We start from the raw sequence: 14,550 nt of genomic DNA, 5'->3' as shown, positions 1-14,550 counted from the left end.
GACGGTTTCTCAATTGCCGCAAGGATCGGACTCCGTGAATTCTCTGACAAACAATTGCCGCTTTTGTTGCACGCAGAACGGGCCGCTGACAGCGAGCGGCTGAGCGACGATCCGGTCCGCCTTTAACGCGGGAAGTACTGCGAAAGCTGCACGGAGCGCTCTCTTTCGCCGTGATCCCGGTCACATCGTCGGCAACCACTTACCGGAATCACAAGTGCTTGCTTCACGGAGAGGTCCGAGTAGCCGAAGCGCCAGAGCGACGAAGCTGCTGCCCGGAGTCGCTCGTCGGAGGACGTGATCCGCTCGATCACCGCGAACACCATGTCGACGTGCGCCGGGGTGAAGCCGTTCGCGGGCGAACCGCCGTCGTGGGCAGCCTCGAGCTCGACGTCCGTGCGGTTCCGCCGACCGTGCTGTTCCTGCCGTCGGTCGAAGCAGTCCATGCAGACCGCTCGCCGGGGTCCGATCACCGGACCGACGCGCAGGCTGCGCGCTTCGAGTTGCACGGGGATCCAGGTCTGTCCCGCGCCTCGGGTCGCTGCATCGAGGTGCTCCTCGGCAGCTCTGTCCCGGGCGGAGGTGACGAGGACACGGGCTCGTGCTGATGGCCAGTTCGTCGAGTCGAAGACGGCTCGACGGTCGGGCGACGTGGTGAACGGGTCGGCACGCGCTCGCCCTCGGAGCGCAGCGAAGAACGTCCCGTCACCCATGAGGTGCGCTTGCAGCATCGGAGGTCCTGTCTCAGGCGAAGGGCTGGGGGTACGGGTTGAGGTCCCGTTCTCCGAGCACGGCCTGATCGAAGTGGGTCGGGACGTCGTAGAGCCGCGGATGGGCCAAATACCTCGCGCGGTGAGCGAAGGACAACGGCATGAGCGTGGGGATGATGACCCGCACCACGGTCAGGTCGACCGCTCGGGCCTCCGGAGTGCTCAGGTCGACACTGAGCACCTCGCAGCCTGCATCGTGGAGTTTCCGCACGACGGCGTTCAGGGAGCTCTGCGGGTCACCAGCGTCGAGGTTCTGCAACTCGGAGAACCGCCGCGTCGGGCGGCCGTTCTCCAGGAGGAAGGAGAACTCGTCCGCGCGGTCCGGGTGCCCCATGAAGCGCGCACCGTCGGTGACGCTGGTGAAGTCGTCGATCGAGTCGGGGACCGGGCCGGCGTGCTCGAGCGCGATGCGGGAGGACGCGATCTCGCGGACGATCTTCACGATGGCTCGTGCAGGGTCCAGTTCGGTCGAGCACATCACCACGTGGCGCAGCGTCTCCGACGACGGGTCGGTGTCGACGCAGTAGACCGTGGGCACGCCGAGGTCCGTGGTCGCGTCGAAGAAGCGGTGGACGCGTCCGGTCGAGTTCGCCGCAGCGACAGCGGCCTTCACGGCCCGGGGCGCGTCAGCGAGGTCGATCTCGGGCAGTTGCAGCCTCTGCAGCCACGTGAGGGCGATCGAGTCCCGTTCGACGACTTCGCACACCGCGTTCAGCAGTGCCTGCGCGGCATCCGTGTGGGCTGCGCACCCGGTGGAGATCGGGACGGTCAGGCGCTCGCTGGACGTGAGCGCCTCGAGGTGCATCCACACGAGTGTCGCCGGTACCCAGACGAGCTGCTGCCGCGTCGACGACCATGCTGTCGTCCATCGGACACGTTCTTCCGGATCGGCCTCGCGGACCGGACAGCGAACATCGGAGAGCTCGTGAGCGCTGCACCGAGGCAGGACGGTCAGGTCGACGGCCGAGTCACCGAGTTCGCGGGGGCTGGCCCAGCGGAGCCGGTCCGGGGGCACGCAGCTGGAGTAGCGCTCGACCGCTTCGACGATCGCGATGGCGCGAGCGAGTCGTTCGTCGGTCCCGCCGCCGCTCCCGGCCAGCTCGATCCCCGCTTCCGACCCGGGCGCAACACGGATGTTCTCCTGCAGGCGGTCCAGTGCGCCGAGCGTCGCAGTGTAGACGGCGAAGGGCTCTTCGTCGCTCGTGAGCTTCTGGACGGCATGGACGAGACCTCCCTCGTCGGACACCAGGTCGTCGAGCGCTCGCAACTCCGCGCTGAGCGGCTCGGCCGTGATCGTGTGTGATGCCATTGTTCCCCCCAATGGTTCCCCCCGATGGTTCCCCGACCTCGCTAGAGGTCGCCTTGATCCCACTTGAAGAGTCGCGCGGCGAGCAACGCCGCAGCGACTCCGACCCCGGCCATCATCAACCACAGCCAGTAGACGGGTACGAACGGATCCGTGCCCGCGATGTCCGCCCCGATGGCCTGCATGAACCACGTACTCGGGAACGCGTAGGTGATGTACCGGACCACGTCGGGGAAGATGTCGATCGGCAGGACCGTGCCCGAGGTGAGGATGACGATGACCGGAAGGAACCCGGTCACCTGCGTGATCACGTCAGGATGAGCGGACCTGCTCGCCAGGAGGTACGCGAAGGCGAAGAGCATCGCAAGCCCGAGGATGAGGGTGACGAAGAGTCGGAGGACGTTGAACGACTCGACGTACCCCTGACTCGCAGCGACGAGGACGACGACGAGCGCTTCACCGATGCCGAGGGCGAACCGGATCGGACTCTGCGCGACGATGAAGGACAGCCGCTTCACCGGCGTCGTCCCGAGCAGTCTCAGGGTCCCTCGCTGCCGCAGCGTGACGAGCGGTACCGATGTGCCCATGAACGCGATCGCCATGAAACCGGTCACCAGGACGGTCGCGAGGTTGATCCGGAGGATGTCGGTCTCCGGCGCCCCTGAGGCGTCCGTCACGACGATCTTCGCGGACGGGACACCGGTCGAGTGGACGGCGGCGACGAGTTCCTTCCACGCGGGCTTGTCCTTGGCGGGGAGCACGATCTGCGCGCGGTCTCCGTCCACCGTGATCTCGGCCGTGGCGGAGCTGTCCGCGCGGACCGTGATGCCTCGCTCCTGCAGAGCGTCGACGACCTGAGCGCTGCGCGGGCCGTCTGCCACCGAGGCGACGGGAGCAGGGCGGCCTCCGTTGATGACGAAGTCGATCCCCGCCATCAGGATGAGGAAGAAGAAGAACATGAACATCAGGGCGATGACCGTCTTGATGTTGCGGAGCAGTTCGCGGGTGCTGAGCAACGTCAGCTGCTTGAACGCCTCGCGCGATCGAGATCGCGAGGCGGTTGCGGAGTCCGTGGTCACGAGCGGTTCCCTTCGGCCGTGGTGTCGCGCCGGCGTCGTTCGTCCGGGAGCTCGGCGAGTCGGAGGAAGATGTCCTCGAGGCTGCCCTGGCGGACGTTGAGTTCGCGGGCACGCAGGGCTCTCGCGAAGGTCACCCGGCGGATGAGTTCGTCGGGATCGTCGGTGGTCACTCGGACCCTCGTCCCGCCGGGCACGGGGTCGGATGTGAACGGTACTTCCAGCGCCGACGCCAGATCCGCGTCCGAGACCGTTGTCGCGACGGTGAAGGCCACGTCGCTCGTGCTCGCATGCTGCCGGACGAGCTCGTCCGGGCTGTCCAGCGCGGCCAGTCGGCCGCCCACCATGATGGCCACCCTGTCGCAGACAGAGGTCGCCTCGTCCATGTGGTGCGTGGAGAGGATGATCGTCGTCCCACGATCCCGCAGTCCGTAGATGACCTTCCACAGCGCCTGTCGCGCCGCGGGGTCGAGCCCTGCCGACGGCTCGTCGAGGACGAGCACCTCGGGATCCGCGACCAACGCCACCCCCAGCAGGAGCCTTCGGGTCTGCCCGCCGGAGAGCGCCTTGGAACGTTCTGACGCTTGTTCCTGGAGACCGATCTCGGCCAGGACTTCCTCGAGGGCGCGGGGCTGCTCGTGGAACGACGAGAAGAGCTCGAGCGTCTCCCGGACGGTGAGTGTGTCGAAGAGGCTCGCCGATTGCGGCTGCACGGCGACGCGGCGGGTGATCTCGCCGCGGTCCCGCGACGGATCGAGTCCGAGGACCCGGATGGAACCGCCCGTCGGCCGTTGCAGCCCCACGATGCACTCGATCGTCGTCGTCTTACCGGCGCCGTTCGGTCCCAGGAAACCGAAGACTTCGCCTCTTCGGATTCCGAGCGACAGATCGCGGACCGCTTCGAATTCGTCGAACGACTTCGTGAAACCGTGGAGCTCGACGACTTCGTCGCCGGTTCCTCGCCCTGTGCCTGCTTCGCGTCGCATGTGCCCCTGATTCACCGCAGCGGATGACAGCTTCTCGGGTGAACGCAACGATGCGCCGACTAGCGGTCTGACCGCTAGCCCCCCAAGAACCCGGTCGCTCGTACGGTAGCGGAACTAATTGCGATCTCGCAACCCCTTGCTGCATTGCACCGCTCGGGCGAGGGCTGGTGGCCTGCGTCTGCAGGAATGCTTCACCGAACAATTCCGAGGGGAATACTGACGGCATTCCGGGGGACACGACGGGGGACGTTCAGGGCCGGAACGCGCGGACGAGGAAGCGTCACGGATCGATGCTGCCGAGTCGGTGCGTGCCGCGCGCTGCTCGCGGAGTCATCCGCCGGAAACGAAGAGAACCCCGCCGAGGCGGGGTTCTCTGTGGCGGTACCGGTGGGATTTGAACCCACGGTGGAGTTGCCCCCACACATGTTTTCGAGACATGATCCTTCGGCCGCTCGGACACGGTACCGGGAGAGAGTTTACACGATCGCGGCAGTGCTCACGACCACCGCGGGTCGGCTCCCCTGCACAGCCGACGTCGTCCTGCCCGTCGTCCACGGGTCGGTGTCGGCAGAGCCCGGCGGCAGCGAGCGCGCGTACGGTCTCCGGCATGAAGACCCGCACCCTCGTCGCCCTGCTCACCTCCGTCATCGGCGGGCTCGCCGTCGTGGGTGGCGGCGCGTTCGGTGCTCGCGCAGGGATCCGGGGCCAGCGCGCGGCGTCCCAGCGCGTGGTCGACATGCTGCCCGTCCACGCCGACTGGTGGCGCGAGCGCCTGCAGCACGAGGGCCAGCTGACGTACCTCGCGATCGGCGACTCCGCTGCCCAGGGCGTCGGCGCGACCGCTCCGGGGCGCGGCTACGTCGGACTCCTGGCTCGTCGCGTCCGGCACCGCTCGCGCATGTCGGTGCGCGTCGTGAACCTCAGCGTCTCGGGGGCGACGACGTGGGGTGCGAAGCAGGACCAGCTCCCGAAGCTGCGGCAGTACGCGCCGGACATCTGCACGGTCTCGATCGGCGCGAACGACATCGCAGACTTCCACCCGGACAAGTTCGAACGGAACATCCGAGCGATCTACAGCGCCGTGCCGTCGCACGCGATCGTCGCCGAGCTGCCCTGCATGTTCGTGCCCGATCGGGAGCGCAAGGTCGCTGTGGCGAACGAGATCGTGCACCGCGTCGCCGCCGAGCTCGGATTGACGGTGGCGCCGCTCCACGTCATCACGAAGCGTGTCGGGCTCCGTCGGACCTTCTTCAACAGCTACGGCGACCTGTTCCACCCGAACGACCGCGGGTACGAGATCTGGGCGAGCGCGTTCGAGCCGGCAGTGGATGCGCGGGTCGACACGGTCGCAGCGATCCGGCACTACCTGTCCGCACGCGAGGCCGAGGACCTCGGGCGTGAGGCCGGCGCCGTCGCGACCGCCCGTGCCGAGCAGGACGTGGAGCACGCAGCCGAGCTCCACCACGGCGACCGCCCGGGTCGTGTGGAGCGGCTGCGCCAGCGGATGACGGGCGGGATCCCGCTGCCGGAGCAGGCTCGCAGCCAGGACCGGACACCCGAGCACGACGAGGACAACGAACAGCACGCGGAGCACGACGCACGAGACGGGCACGCGCCGCGGCACCGCGGTGTCGGCGGAGCGCTCTAGCCTCGAGCCATGGCGCGCACCCAGTCCCTCTACCGCTGCACCGAGTGCGGGTGGACCAGCATCAAGTGGGTCGGCCGCTGCGGTGAGTGCCAGGCGTGGGGCACGGTCGAGGACACGACGGCGGCCGCGGCGAGCTCGCGCGGCACCGCGGCGGTCTCGGTCGCCGGCACCAGGGTCGCCCGGCCGATCACCGAGGCGCGTGGGACCGGGGTGCAGCGGTGGACGTCCGGCATCGGCGAGTTCGACCGCGTCCTCGGCGGCGGCATCGTCCCCGGGGCCGCCGTGCTGCTGTCGGGCGAGCCGGGCGTGGGCAAGTCGACGCTGCTGCTCGAGGTCGCCTCGCGAGCGGCAGCGACCGGCAAGCGTGTCCTCTACGTCAGCGCCGAGGAATCCGTGGACCAGGTCCGACTCCGCGCCGAGCGCACGAACGCCATGCACGACCAGCTCTACCTGGCGAGCGAGGTCGACCTCGGGGTCATCCTCGGGCAGATCGACCAGGTGCAGCCCGACCTGGTGATCGCCGACTCCGTGCAGACGATCTCGTCGAGCACGGTGGACGGCATCGCCGGCGGCACGTCGCAGGTGCGCGAGGTCGCCTCCACCCTGATCCGGGTGGCGAAGGAGCGCTCGCTGCCGGTCCTCATCGTCGGCCACGTCACGAAGGACGGCACGATCGCCGGTCCGCGACTGCTCGAGCACCTGGTCGACGTCGTGTGCCACTTCGAGGGCGACCGGCAGACCGCGCTGCGCTTCGTCCGCGCCCTCAAGAACCGCTTCGGCCCGACGGACGAGGTCGGCTGCTTCGACATGGCCGGTGACGGCATCCACGAGGTCCCGGACCCGAGCGGCCTCTTCATGTCGCGGAACGGCACCCCGGTGTCCGGCACGTGCGTGACGGTCGCGCTCGAGGGACGCCGCGCGCTCCCGATCGAGGTGCAGGCGCTCGTCGTGCCGAGCTCGGCGCCGCAGCCGCGCCGCGTGGTGAACGGCGTCGACGCGTCACGCGTGGCGATGCTGCTCGCCGTGCTCGAACGCCGCGCCGGCCTGAAGCTCTCCGACGCGGACGTCTACGTCTCGACGGTCGGCGGGATGAAGCTCACCGAGCCGGGCGCCGACCTGGCGATCGCGCTGGCCCTGGCGAGCGCTGCACGCGACCGTCCGTACCCGCACACGCTCGCGGCGGTGGGCGAGATCAGCCTGGCGGGCGAGATCCGTCCCGCGACGGGCGCGAAGCAGCGGGCGAACGAGGCCTCCCGGCTGGGGTTCACGACGGTGCTCGGCGCCGACGCCGAACACCTGCGCGAGGCGCTGCGCGTCGCGTTCTCGCTGACGCAGTCGGTCCGCGAGCGTGAGCTCGACCGCGCGTTCTGATCGCGACCACGAACCACGAACCACGACCACCGGTGACGGTGCGCGGCACGGCGGAGGCGACCAGCGCCTCCAGGCCGGAGCAGCGGGCGGACGACCGTGACCGAGCGTGCCTACGCGCGGAGCGCGGCCAGCAGGTCCGACGGTGCCGCCTGCATCGTGTGGGGCCCGGCGATGTCGAAGAACACACCCTCGAGCGAGTCGAGGTGTGCCGCCAGGAACTCTTCGAGCCGCGGCCCGTCGTAGACCATGACCTGCCGGATCTTCTCGTCCGGCACCATCGCCGTGTAGGCGTCCGCGGACGAGAAGAGCAGCAGGATGCGCTTGTCGGAGCCCTCGCGGCCGAAGACGCGGACCTGCATGTCCTTCTTGCCGGTGACGAGCCGGGGGACGATCACGATGTCGTTGCGCAGGGCGAACGCGACCGCGGCCACGTCCTGCTTCGCGAGGGCCTCCTCGAGCTGCTCGCTCCGGAAGCGCTGTTCCTTGTCTGCCATCGCCCCTAGTCCACCAGATCAGCACGCGCTCGGCGAACAGGAAGGGCTGCGAGGCGGAGATCATCCACAGAAGTGGGCGCTGCCTCTTCCATTGCGGCCACAGCACGGTAGGTTGGTCTCAACCGCTTCGGCGGGAGTCCATCGTTCTTCCGGTGCTCTGCACCTTCGAGCGCCATCGGTCACTGATCTTCCCAGGTCGCCTGGCCCCGAACCCGTCCCACCGGCCCATGCCCGCGGGACGCACTGATCTGACGACAACCGTCGGTGGATCGGCGGCAGCAAGAGCCGTCTCGCAAGACAGGCAACGAACGTGGCCTGGCAAGAAAGTTAAGGAAACGCCATCATGGCAACTGGCACCGTCAAGTGGTTCAACAACGAAAAGGGCTTCGGCTTCATCGCTCCGGACGACGGCAGCGCCGACGTCTTCGCGCACTTCTCCGCGATCGCTGGCAACGGCTACAAGTCGCTCGAGGAGAACCAGAAGGTGGAGTTCGAGATCACCGAGGGCCGCAAGGGCCCGCAGGCCGAGAACATCTCGGTCATCGGCTGACCTCAGCTGCTCGGAACGGGCTCGTCGTCTTCGGACGGCGGGCCCGTTCGCATGTCCGGGTCGTGCCGCTCGCGGAACACGCCAGGAGCGGAACCGCCGCTTCTGGACAACTCGCTAGACAACCTAGCGATGTGACGTACCGTTGACGCATGACTTCCACGCACCACGGACCGGAAGACAGCGCGCGGCCGTTCGACATGCAGACGTTCCTCGACGACTTCATGACCGGACTCGAACCGGGTCCGGCCGAGGAACAGGCCTAGCAACGGCCCAGGCGTCGGAGCACACCGACGCCCCGCCTGTCACTCGCTGCGGACGCCGTCCGACCAGATGGTGTCGCCGGCGGGCTCGAACAGCCCGCGCTTGGCGCGCTTCCGCAGCCCCTTCAGCGTCGCGATCCTCACCGGCTCGACGCCGCGGTCGCGCTCGTAGGCCGACTCCTGCACGATTCCCTGATCCGACACTCTGTCAGCATGACGCAGAGTGGACCGATCCCACAGCGGAGTGCGGTGGACGGATGACCGCCCGGCGCGCCACGCCGCTCATCGGAAGGCGCTCAGTTCAACACGAACTGCGCCGACTCCTTCGACTCCAGGTCCCCCACGGCCACCTGCAGGTGGTAGCTCGCGCCACCACCGGGAACGGACGGCCGCGCGCTGTCGCACGTGGTGGTCGACGAGCGCGTGCGGTCCCAGGCGATCGCCGGCGTGGTGAGCTGCTGCCCGGCCTTGATCGTGACGTCCTGGTTCGTCCCGCCGGTCTGGCAGTCCTTCGACGACCAGTACTGCTCCTCGCCGGAGCTGATCGTCAGAGCCTGCTGCGCCGAACCGAGGTCCATGTGGCACGCGTCGGAGCCGGTGTTCTTGATCGACATCGCGATCTGGGGGTCCTCGGTCGGCCCGTAGGTGCTCTTGTCGACGACCGGTGTGAGCTCGATCTGGTCCTTCGAGCAGGTCGTCGCGTCGCCGGATGCCGCAGCGGGCGCCGACGGGGCTGGCGAGGACCCGTCACCAGCGGGAGCAGATGCAGCCCCGGACGCGGCCTCGGCCCCACCACCGGTGGACGCCGACGGCGAGGCTCCCGGCGCGGACGCCGACGACGCCCCGCTCCCCCGGCCGACCACGATCAGCACGACCACCACGACGACGAGCAGCAGCACGCCGGCGACGAGCGCACGACGACGCCAGTAGACGCGGGACGACTCGGGGCCGACGGGGTGGCGGAACGACGACATGCGCACAGGGTAGGGCGAACCCCGCGCTGCGCGGCGGAGCGACGCCGCGGCACCCGCCAAAGCGCCAGACGATCCCCAGCTGACCCGCGGTCAGCCGATCCCCAGCCACCCGCGGTCAGACGGTCCCCAGCTGACCCGCGGGCAGACGATCCCCAGCCGCCCCGCGGTCAGAGGAGCTTCAACATGCGGGTGTTGCCGAGCGTGTTCGGCTTCACCCGGGCGAGGTCGAGGAACTCCGCGACCCCCTCGTCCGACGACCGCACGAGTTCGGCGTAGACGTCGGGCGGTACGACCTGCTCGCCGATCTCCAGGTACCCGTGCTTCGCGAAGAACTCGACCTCGAACGTCAGGCAGAAGATGCGCGCGACCCCGAGTTCGCGGGCGTCGTGCTCGAGCGCCTCGAGCATCCGGTGCCCGACCCGCTTGTGGATCCAGTCGGCGTCGAGCGCGAGGGTCCGGACCTCGGCGATGTCGTCCCAGAACACGGCGAGGGCGCCGCAGCCGATCGGCACGCCGTCGGGCCCCTCGGCGATCCGGAACTGCTGGATCGAGCCGTAGAGCGCGACGTTCTCCTTGCCGAGCAGGATGCGCCGGTCGACGTACGGCGCGATGAGTCGCTGGATGTGCGGCACGTCCGAGGCCAGGGCCGGACGTACCCGGATGCCGTGCTCGTCCCGCTCGTCGAACGCGTGCTTGCCGTGACCAGTCATCCCGTCGAGCATACGGCGCAGCAGGGGGACACCGCCCCTGGAGGGCCTCCAGCCGGACCGGCCTAGCGTCGGTGTCGAACACGAAGCGTCACGAACACAGAGCGTCACGAAGACGACGAGCCCGAACACGAACAGCACGACGAACGAAGGAGCGACCATGCCCCAGATCATCGAGACCGTCGACGTCAACGTCCCCGTCCGCCAGGCCTACGACCAGTGGACCCGCTTCGAGGAGTTCCCGCACTTCCTCGACGAGGTCGAGAAGATCGTCCAGGTCGATGACAAGACCACCGACTGGACCGTCAAGGTCGCCGGTCAGGAGCGCGAGTTCCGCGCCGTCATCACCGAGCAGCACCCGGACGAGCGCGTCGCGTGGACCGTCAAGGACGGCGACGTCGACCACGCCGGCGTGGTGACCTTCCACAAGCTGTCCGACAACGAGACCCGCGTGACCGCGCAGATCGACTGGGAGCCGACCGGCCTCCTCGAGAAGCTCGGCTCCGCCGTCGGTGTCGGCGGTCACGCCGTCAAGAAGGACCTGCAGAACTACAAGGAGCGCGTCGAGAACGCCCCGACCGAGCCGGGCTGGCGCGGCGACGTCCAGGCCTAGGACACCGAGCACGCTCTGACGGGAGGCGCGGTGCCAGCTGGCACCGCGCCTCCCGTCCGTCCGTCCGTCCGTCCGTCCTCCCGTCCGTCCGTGCGCACCCGACGCACGCACACGTCGCGCTGGCAGGGTGGACACCATGCAGCTCGTCCGCACCGCCGTCACCGGCACCGTGATCGCCACCGCCGGGAGCGTCGCCCTCGGGGCCGCCGCCGCACGCCGACTCCTCCGCCCCGCACCGTTCGTACCGCCGGAGTCCGAGCTGGTGTGGACCGACGAGCGAGACGTCCCGGGTGAGGAACCCGACGGCGTCGTCGGGCGCACCCACGTCGTGCACGTCCACGGGCAGTCGCTCGGCCCGCAGCAGGTCCTGCGCGGCCTGCGGGTCTGGCGGGAGCTCGGCGCCTCGAACCAGGTGGTCGACACCTCCGGGCTGCCGCTGCGCTCCCTCGACCCCGCGGCGGTCGACCGCGTCGCCGCCGCCGCACACGCCGCCCGAGCCCGTGGGGCCGAACGGGTGGTGCTCCAGGGCTGGTCCGCCGGCGCCCTCGCCGCGTCGGCCGCCGCCGCACGCACGCCGGTCGACGGCATCGTCGGGGTCGCGCCGCTCCTCGACGTCCGGTCCGCGCTCCGCGGAGCCGTCACGACGGCACGCTTCCCCGCGGCCGTCGGCGTCGTCGCCGGACGCATCGCGAGCACGCCGGGCCTCAGCCGCCTCGCTGGCGTGCCCTACCCGCTGTCGGTCACGCGCTGGCAGGACGACCGCACCCCGACGCTCCTGCTGCACTCGACGGCCGATCCCCTGGTCGCTGCCGCCGACGTCGCGGCGCACCGCGCTCGAGGCGCGCGGGTCGAAACGTTCACGCAGGCCCGGCACACGCTCGAGTGGAACGAGGACCCGGAGCGCTGGGAACGAGCCGTCCGCGACTTCGCCGCGACGCTCGGCTGACGCGGCAGGGTCCGGAACGTGAAGTGGCCCCGGTCGGGGGGAGACCGGGGCCACTGACGTCCGACCCGTTGGGGGAACCAGCCGGACGTCGGTCGCGAGGTGTTGGGGGGAACCCTCGCACGAACAACGGTACCCCCCGCCCGGGGGTCGTGTCCGCCGCGCACGCCGGAACCCGCACATCGCTTCGTCGCCGCGGACGGACGGACGGGAGGCGGGGTGCCAGCTGGCACCGCGCCTCCCGTCCGTCGTGTCGAGGAGTCCTAGGACTCGATCTCGCCCTGCGGGGTCTCCGCGGACTCGACCGCGGGCGCCCCGGCGAGGACCTCCTCGCGACCCGGCTGACGCCCGGTCTCGAACTGGAACGCACCCTCGGCGAAGTCGACCTTCACGTGGTCGCCCGCGTTGAGCTCACCCTGCAGGATGTGCTCGGACAGCTGGTCCTCGACCTCGTGCTGCATCGCGCGGCGCAGCGGTCGGGCACCGAGTGCCGGGTCGAAGCCGACCTTGATGAGCTGCTCCTTGGCGGCGAGCGTGAGCTCCACCGTCATGTCGCGGTCCAGCAGGCGGTCCGACAGGCGCTTCACGAACAGGTCCACGATCTGCAGCAGCTCGGACTGCGAGAGCTGCGGGAACACGATCGTGTCGTCGACGCGGTTCAGGAACTCCGGCTTGAAGTGCTTCTTCAGCTCCTCGTTCACCTTCGAGCGCATGCGGTCGTAGCCGACGGCCGAGTCACCCTCGACCTGGAAGCCCACCGGACCACCCGCGATGCCCTGCGAACCGAGGTTCGTGGTCATGATGATGACAGTGTTCTTGAAGTCGACCACGCGGCCCTGACCATCGGTCAGGCGACCCTCTTCGAGGACCTGCAGCAGCGAGTTGAAGATGTCCGGGTGAGCCTTCTCGATCTCGTCGAACAGGACCACGGAGAACGGCTTGCGACGCACCTTCTCGGTGAGCTGGCCGCCCTCCTCGAACCCGACGAACCCGGGAGGGGCACCGAAGAGTCGCGAGACCGTGTGCTTCTCACCGAACTCCGACATGTCGAGGGAGATCAGCGCGCCCTCGTCGTCGAACAGGAACTCGGCGAGCGCCTTGGCGAGCTCGGTCTTCCCGACGCCCGTGGGGCCGGCGAAGATGAACGAGCCCGAGGGGCGGTTCGGGTCCTTCAGACCGGCACGGGTGCGGCGGATCGTCTTCGAGAGGGCCGAGATGGCCTCTTCCTGTCCGATGACGCGCTCGTGCAGGGCCTTCTCCATGAAGACGAGACGCGAGGTCTCCTCTTCCGTGAGCTTGAAGACCGGGATGCCCGTGGCCTGGGCCAGGACCTCCGCGATGATGCCCTCGTCGACGGTGCCGGACGCGGCGACGTCACCTGCACGCCACTGCTTCTCGAGGCGGAGACGCTCGCCGAGGAGCTTCTTCTCCTCGTCGCGCAGGCTCGCGGCCTTCTCGAAGTCCTGCTCCTCGATCGCGGCTTCCTTCTGCCCGCGGACCGTCGAGATCTTCTCGTCGAACTCGCGGAGCTCCGGCGGCGCGGACAGGATCGACAGGCGGAGACGTGCGCCGGCCTCGTCGATCAGGTCGATGGCCTTGTCCGGCAGGAAGCGGTCCTGCACGTAGCGGTCCGCCAGGTTCGCCGCGGCGACGATCGCGCCGTCGGTGATGGACACCTTGTGGAACGCCTCGTACTTGTCGCGGAGACCCTTGAGGATGTTGATCGCGTGGGGCAGCGACGGCTCGTTGACCTGCACCGGCTGGAAGCGGCGCTCGAGTGCGGCGTCCTTCTCGAAGTGCTTGCGGTACTCGTCGAGCGTGGTCGCGCCGACCGTCTGCAGCTCACCGCGGGCGAGGAGCGGCTTGAGGATCGACGCGGCGTCGATCGCGCCCTCGGCAGCACCGGCACCGACGAGCGTGTGGATCTCGTCGATGAAGACGATGATGTCGCCGCGGGTGCGGATCTCCTTCGTGACCTTCTTGAGGCGCTCCTCGAAGTCACCGCGGTAGCGGGACCCGGCGATGAGCGAGCCGAGGTCGAGCGAGTAGAGCTGCTTGTCCTTCAGCGTCTCCGGGACGTCGCCCTTGACGATCGCCTGGGCGAGGCCCTCGACGACCGCGGTCTTGCCGACGCCCGGCTCACCGATCAGGACGGGGTTGTTCTTGGAGCGGCGGGAGAGGATCTGCATGACCCGCTCCATCTCCTTCTCGCGCCCGATGACCGGGTCGAGCTTGCCGTCGCGCGCGGCCTGGGTGAGGTTCCGACCGAACTGGTCGAGGACCTGCGAACCCTGCTGGGCGTTCTGCTGCTGCTCGCCGCCGACGGCGACCGCTTCCTTGCCCTGGTACCCGGACAGGAGCTGGATGACCTGCTGACGGACGCGGTTGAGGTCCGCACCGAGCTTGACGAGGACCTGGGCGGCGACGCCCTCGCCCTCGCGGATGAGGCCGAGCAGGATGTGCTCGGTCCCGATGTAGTTGTGGCCGAGCTGCAGCGCCTCGCGCAGGGACAGCTCGAGCACCTTCTTGGCGCGCGGCGTGAACGGGATGTGCCCGGTCGGCTGCTGCTGGCCCTGCCCGATGATGTCCTGGACCTGCTCGCGGACGGCATCGAGCGAGATGCCGAGCGACTCCAGCGCCTTGGCGGCGACGCCCTCGCCCTCGTGGATGAGGCCGAGGAGGATGTGCTCGGTGCCGATGTAGTTGTGGTTGAGCATCTTCGCTTCTTCTTGAGCGAGGACGACAACACGACGGGCTCGGTCGGTGAATCTCTCGAACATGTGCTCTCCCTTGCCGGGCTCGTGGGAGCTCGGTGACGTACATCGAGACTAACCAGCGGACCCCCGCAGGGCTGC

14 protein-coding genes and 1 tRNA gene are annotated in these 14,550 nt (G+C 69.1%); 5 read left to right on the top strand and 10 right to left on the bottom strand.

All coding sequences use genetic code 11. The features are described from left to right. Positions 1 to 122 precede the first annotated feature (122 nt). From ACIPEQ_RS14225 to ACIPEQ_RS14205, 5 genes are all read right to left on the bottom strand, one after another. Entirely contained in the window at positions 123 to 728 is a 606-nt protein-coding gene (locus tag ACIPEQ_RS14225; protein ID WP_402715665.1) for a TOMM precursor leader peptide-binding protein, read from the bottom strand. 13 nt (positions 729 to 741) lie between these two features. Then, the gene (locus tag ACIPEQ_RS14220) at positions 742 to 2,076 is read right to left on the bottom strand and encodes a YcaO-like family protein (protein ID WP_402715664.1); all 1,335 of its coding nucleotides are present in this window, start codon (positions 2,074 to 2,076) and stop codon (positions 742 to 744) included. A gap of 41 nt (positions 2,077 to 2,117) precedes the next feature. Continuing rightward, positions 2,118 to 3,152 (bottom strand): ABC transporter permease, encoded by a 1,035-nt coding sequence (locus ACIPEQ_RS14215; RefSeq protein ID WP_402715663.1) that lies wholly within the window; start codon positions 3,150 to 3,152, stop codon positions 2,118 to 2,120. Further along, positions 3,149 to 4,135 (bottom strand): ABC transporter ATP-binding protein, encoded by a 987-nt coding sequence (locus tag ACIPEQ_RS14210; protein ID WP_402715662.1) that lies wholly within the window; start codon positions 4,133 to 4,135, stop codon positions 3,149 to 3,151. Before ACIPEQ_RS14210 ends, ACIPEQ_RS14215 begins: the two co-directional genes overlap by 4 nt. Before the next feature lie 376 nt (positions 4,136 to 4,511). Next, positions 4,512 to 4,601: transfer RNA gene (locus ACIPEQ_RS14205), tRNA-Ser, on the bottom strand. A 141-nt stretch (positions 4,602 to 4,742) separates the two neighbouring features. Here ACIPEQ_RS14205 and ACIPEQ_RS14200 point away from each other — a divergent pair. After that, positions 4,743 to 5,783 carry an SGNH/GDSL hydrolase family protein gene (locus ACIPEQ_RS14200; RefSeq protein WP_402715661.1) on the top strand — a complete coding sequence of 347 codons (1,041 nt, stop codon included), beginning with the start codon at positions 4,743 to 4,745 and terminating at the stop codon, positions 5,781 to 5,783. A gap of 9 nt (positions 5,784 to 5,792) precedes the next feature. After that, positions 5,793 to 7,154 (top strand): DNA repair protein RadA, encoded by a 1,362-nt coding sequence (gene radA / locus ACIPEQ_RS14195; RefSeq protein WP_402715660.1) that lies wholly within the window; start codon positions 5,793 to 5,795, stop codon positions 7,152 to 7,154. 110 nt (positions 7,155 to 7,264) lie between these two features. Here the strand turns inward: radA and ACIPEQ_RS14190 are convergent, their stop codons facing one another. Then, positions 7,265 to 7,648, bottom strand: a complete 384-nt coding sequence (locus ACIPEQ_RS14190; RefSeq protein ID WP_126890465.1) for an SseB family protein — start codon at positions 7,646 to 7,648, stop codon at positions 7,265 to 7,267. Positions 7,649 to 7,991: 343 nt separating this feature from the next. Between ACIPEQ_RS14190 and ACIPEQ_RS14185 the strand changes: the two genes are divergently transcribed. Continuing rightward, positions 7,992 to 8,198, top strand: a complete 207-nt coding sequence (locus ACIPEQ_RS14185; RefSeq protein WP_022904520.1) for a cold-shock protein — start codon at positions 7,992 to 7,994, stop codon at positions 8,196 to 8,198. 302 nt (positions 8,199 to 8,500) lie between these two features. Here the strand turns inward: ACIPEQ_RS14185 and ACIPEQ_RS14180 are convergent, their stop codons facing one another. The 3 genes from ACIPEQ_RS14180 to ACIPEQ_RS14170 all read right to left on the bottom strand — a co-directional run bounded on the left by ACIPEQ_RS14180 (position 8,501) and on the right by ACIPEQ_RS14170 (position 10,142). Next, the gene (locus tag ACIPEQ_RS14180; RefSeq protein WP_153257424.1) at positions 8,501 to 8,662 is read right to left on the bottom strand and encodes a hypothetical protein; all 162 of its coding nucleotides are present in this window, start codon (positions 8,660 to 8,662) and stop codon (positions 8,501 to 8,503) included. Between the two features lie 92 nt (positions 8,663 to 8,754). Next, positions 8,755 to 9,432, bottom strand: coding sequence for a hypothetical protein (locus tag ACIPEQ_RS14175; protein ID WP_402715659.1), 678 nt, complete (start codon positions 9,430 to 9,432; stop codon positions 8,755 to 8,757). Positions 9,433 to 9,599: 167 nt separating this feature from the next. Then, entirely contained in the window at positions 9,600 to 10,142 is a 543-nt protein-coding gene (locus tag ACIPEQ_RS14170) for an amino-acid N-acetyltransferase (protein ID WP_402715658.1), read from the bottom strand. Between the two features lie 157 nt (positions 10,143 to 10,299). On the opposite strand from ACIPEQ_RS14170, the gene ACIPEQ_RS14165 reads away from it, so the two are divergent. Further along, positions 10,300 to 10,752 carry an SRPBCC family protein gene (locus ACIPEQ_RS14165; protein WP_402715657.1) on the top strand — a complete coding sequence of 151 codons (453 nt, stop codon included), beginning with the start codon at positions 10,300 to 10,302 and terminating at the stop codon, positions 10,750 to 10,752. 136 nt (positions 10,753 to 10,888) lie between these two features. Then, positions 10,889 to 11,698 carry a hypothetical protein gene (locus ACIPEQ_RS14160; protein WP_402715656.1) on the top strand — a complete coding sequence of 270 codons (810 nt, stop codon included), beginning with the start codon at positions 10,889 to 10,891 and terminating at the stop codon, positions 11,696 to 11,698. 260 nt (positions 11,699 to 11,958) lie between these two features. On the opposite strand, the gene ACIPEQ_RS14155 is transcribed toward ACIPEQ_RS14160, so the two are convergent. Continuing rightward, a complete protein-coding gene (locus ACIPEQ_RS14155) occupies positions 11,959 to 14,475 on the bottom strand; it encodes an ATP-dependent Clp protease ATP-binding subunit (protein ID WP_402715655.1) in 2,517 nt (838 codons plus the stop codon). Positions 14,476 to 14,550 lie beyond the last annotated feature (75 nt).

Origin of the sequence: Curtobacterium sp. NPDC087080, from assembly GCF_044745105.1 — a bacterium.
GTDB lineage: Bacteria > Actinomycetota > Actinomycetes > Actinomycetales > Microbacteriaceae > Curtobacterium.
Note: the sequence above shows the minus strand (reverse complement) of the source record. Positions and strands in the feature narration are given on the sequence as shown.

Bases quoted from the DNA above. Each gene is read 5' to 3' on its own strand.
- ACIPEQ_RS14225 (WP_402715665.1), bottom strand. From the start codon at position 728: ATGCTGCAAGCGCACCTCATGGGTGACGGGACGTTCTTCGCTGCGCTC.
- ACIPEQ_RS14220 (WP_402715664.1), bottom strand. From the start codon at position 2,076: ATGGCATCACACACGATCACGGCCGAGCCGCTCAGCGCGGAGTTGCGA.
- ACIPEQ_RS14210 (WP_402715662.1), bottom strand. From the start codon at position 4,135: ATGCGACGCGAAGCAGGCACAGGGCGAGGAACCGGCGACGAAGTCGTC.
- ACIPEQ_RS14200 (WP_402715661.1), top strand. From the start codon at position 4,743: ATGAAGACCCGCACCCTCGTCGCCCTGCTCACCTCCGTCATCGGCGGG.
- radA (WP_402715660.1), top strand. From the start codon at position 5,793: ATGGCGCGCACCCAGTCCCTCTACCGCTGCACCGAGTGCGGGTGGACC.
- ACIPEQ_RS14190 (WP_126890465.1), bottom strand. From the start codon at position 7,648: ATGGCAGACAAGGAACAGCGCTTCCGGAGCGAGCAGCTCGAGGAGGCC.
- ACIPEQ_RS14185 (WP_022904520.1), top strand. From the start codon at position 7,992: ATGGCAACTGGCACCGTCAAGTGGTTCAACAACGAAAAGGGCTTCGGC.
- ACIPEQ_RS14175 (WP_402715659.1), bottom strand. From the start codon at position 9,432: ATGTCGTCGTTCCGCCACCCCGTCGGCCCCGAGTCGTCCCGCGTCTAC.
- ACIPEQ_RS14170 (WP_402715658.1), bottom strand. From the start codon at position 10,142: ATGACTGGTCACGGCAAGCACGCGTTCGACGAGCGGGACGAGCACGGC.
- ACIPEQ_RS14165 (WP_402715657.1), top strand. From the start codon at position 10,300: ATGCCCCAGATCATCGAGACCGTCGACGTCAACGTCCCCGTCCGCCAG.
- ACIPEQ_RS14160 (WP_402715656.1), top strand. From the start codon at position 10,889: ATGCAGCTCGTCCGCACCGCCGTCACCGGCACCGTGATCGCCACCGCC.
- ACIPEQ_RS14155 (WP_402715655.1), bottom strand. From the start codon at position 14,475: ATGTTCGAGAGATTCACCGACCGAGCCCGTCGTGTTGTCGTCCTCGCT.